Raw genomic sequence first — 2,447 nt, 5'->3', positions numbered from 1 at the left:
GGCCGGCGTCGCGGGCACCGGCAGCAAGGCCGCGAGCCTGCTCGGCCAGGCCTCCGAGGCCGCAGCCACGGCGCAGCAAGCCGTGGGCGCGGCGCAGGCGATCCGGCAGGGTGGCGCCAAGGCGATGCTCGGCCAGGCGAGACAGGCGGCCACCGGCATGGCGACGCAGGCGGCCGGCGCGCGGCTCGGGCCGATGGGTGCCCCGGTCACGGCGATCGCGAACATGGCAGGCGGGGTCGCAAAAGGTGGATTGCCTGCCGCTGCCGGCACGCCCGCGCTCGCGGGCCGCACCCCCGGTTTCATGGGCTGACGCGGCGCGACGGCGCGCTTCTTTCGAACAACAAGACGGTTCCAGGCAAGAGGAAAAGCAAGGCCATGGCAGAAGGATCGCAGCAGCAGAAGACGTCCGAACGAGAGCCTCAGACAGCGGTCGCGCCGATCAACACCATCCTGAGCGCGATGCCGACCCTGCTCGCGCTGGTCCTCTTCTCTCTTTCTCCCGCCATGGAGGCGCATTCGATGAACAACAACGAGCCCGTATCGGGCGGACAGATCCATGCGCTCGACGATGCGCAGCGCAGCGATCTCGCCAGGAAGGCCGAGGCCGGTGATGCGCAGGCCGCCTTTCGCCTTGCCCAGTACTACACCTTCACGCAAGCCGACAAGGTTCAGCGCACGCGCTGGCTCGCGGTGGCCGCCAAGGCGGGCCATGCGACGGCGCAGTACAACCTGGCGTCCGAACTGAGCAGTGACGGCGAGGACCTCGACCAAGCTCGGCACTGGGCCGCGGAGGCGCTCCAGAACGGCTACAAAGATGCAGACCGGCTCCTGGGCGCGATCGAGGCGGCACGCTCCGCCGTGCTCGCGCCCGACGCGCGGGCCGCACTGGCCGCGAAAGCCGAGGCCGGCGATGCCGAGGCCGCATTCCGCCTGTCGAGGTACGCCAACTACGTGCTTCAGGATCGTTCGCAAGAGCGGCGCTGGCGCAAGTTGGCGGCTGAGGGTGGCCATGTCGTAGGGCAACACAACCTGACCTGCGACCTCTACATGAATGGCAAGGATCTCGCCGAAGCCGCGCACTGGGCGGCGGAGTCGCTGAAGAACGGCAACGCGGATGCCGGTGATCTGCTCAAGGAAATCGAGGCGGTCCGCACGAAGGCTCGGGGGCCTCGCCCGTGAATCATGACTTCGATGTCTCGGTCTTGCCGCTCTTGGCGGTCGAGTCGCCGGATCAGCTGCTACTCAACACCCCGGTGGTCATCGCATTGGGCAACGCGTACAAGTTGTTCGAGAGGACCGGGCAAGACCTGAACAACTTTAATGTCCACATCGCTGAGAGGAAGAAGGAAAACGGCGAAGAAGAAAACGGGGTCAACACCATCGGGATCGCTTTCTCGGCCAAGCTCCCTCCGGGACAGAAGGGACTTGGCAACGCAAGCAAGCTTGGGCGGTCGATCATGTACATCGCCTCGAAGACAACGGGCGAAATACTTCGGGAACAAGGAAGTCGGTAGTGGTCCGGCACTGGGCACGTCTCGAAAGACATTGCGCCTGACAGGACCCTGCACCTTCAATCTCGCAGAGGGAGGAAAGAATGAAAGAAACCATCGAAGTCGATGGCTTGGCGGAGCAGGCGATTGCAGTGGCCTTTGAAGATGCAAGGTCCTCGGGCCTGTCGCAGGCCCATCGCTGGACCTTGCCAAGCTTTCCGGAAGCTTGTCTGCTGATTGACAAGAGCGGCGGCCGAATCCTTCAGAGGCATCTGTCTCGCTGAACCAACGACGTCCAGAGGTACCTCCACAGTGTCTTCTCAAATCATCATCCTCGCCCACGACATGTGGCGCAAAGGCGCAGGCGGCGCTCCCGCCGGGCTCGTGGGCCAAGCCGACAGCTTCGCCTATGCGGGACTTGACCTGGGACTCGCCCAGTTCGCCGCGACCACTTTCGCGGGCACAAGCTTCACCGCCACCAGCTTCAAGCAGGCGGGCTGGAGCGGCTGCCAGTTCACGGGCTGCAGCTTCACTCAGTGCGACTTCAGCGGCATCTCGATCACGGGCTGCACCTTCATCAACTGCAGCTTCACGCGTGCGAACTTCGATGGCGGCAGCATCGGCACCAGCACCTTCAGGCAGTGCCAGTGGGACGACATCAGCTTCGCGGGTGGTAGCTGGAACGACGTTGGCGTGCTGAACTGCGGCGGCACCGTGGTGCATGCGCAAGGACTGCAAGGGCGCAGCGTCGACTTCACGGGCAGCACCTTCGAGCAACTCGAGTTCCAGGGCGCGAACATCAACTGAGGGAAACCAGAAAATGGCAGGGACGGAAGGAAGCAAGACGCCATCAGAGCGCGAACCGCAGACGGCAGTAGCACCACTGAACACGATCGTGAAGGAGGACATCGCCGCGGCAAGCAAGGCGGTGGACGACTGGCTGCGCTCCTTCAGCGG

4 protein-coding genes and 1 pseudogene are annotated in these 2,447 nt (G+C 64.4%); all 5 read left to right on the top strand.

The window, feature by feature from the left end; genetic code table 11:
• A pseudogene (locus tag ACCD11_RS28275) lies at nucleotides 1-310 on the top strand (type VI secretion system tip protein VgrG); the annotation flags it as partial.
• 65 nt (nucleotides 311-375) lie between these two features.
• Nucleotides 376-1,179, top strand: coding sequence for a hypothetical protein (locus tag ACCD11_RS28270; protein ID WP_413316439.1), 804 nt, complete (start codon nucleotides 376-378; stop codon nucleotides 1,177-1,179).
• Nucleotides 1,176-1,514 carry a hypothetical protein gene (locus ACCD11_RS28265; RefSeq protein ID WP_413316437.1) on the top strand — a complete coding sequence of 113 codons (339 nt, stop codon included), beginning with the start codon at nucleotides 1,176-1,178 and terminating at the stop codon, nucleotides 1,512-1,514. Before ACCD11_RS28270 ends, ACCD11_RS28265 begins: the two co-directional genes overlap by 4 nt.
• 80 nt (nucleotides 1,515-1,594) lie before the next feature.
• The gene (locus ACCD11_RS28260) at nucleotides 1,595-1,774 is read left to right on the top strand and encodes a hypothetical protein (protein WP_413316435.1); all 180 of its coding nucleotides are present in this window, start codon (nucleotides 1,595-1,597) and stop codon (nucleotides 1,772-1,774) included.
• 28 nt (nucleotides 1,775-1,802) lie between these two features.
• A complete protein-coding gene (locus ACCD11_RS28255) occupies nucleotides 1,803-2,297 on the top strand; it encodes a pentapeptide repeat-containing protein (protein ID WP_413316433.1) in 495 nt (164 codons plus the stop codon).
• Nucleotides 2,298-2,447: the final 150 nt, after the last annotated feature.

Origin of the sequence: Variovorax sp. Varisp36, from assembly GCF_047304235.1 — a bacterium.
In the GTDB taxonomy this organism is placed as follows: domain Bacteria; phylum Pseudomonadota; class Gammaproteobacteria; order Burkholderiales; family Burkholderiaceae_C; genus Variovorax.
Note: the sequence above shows the minus strand (reverse complement) of the source record. Positions and strands in the feature narration are given on the sequence as shown.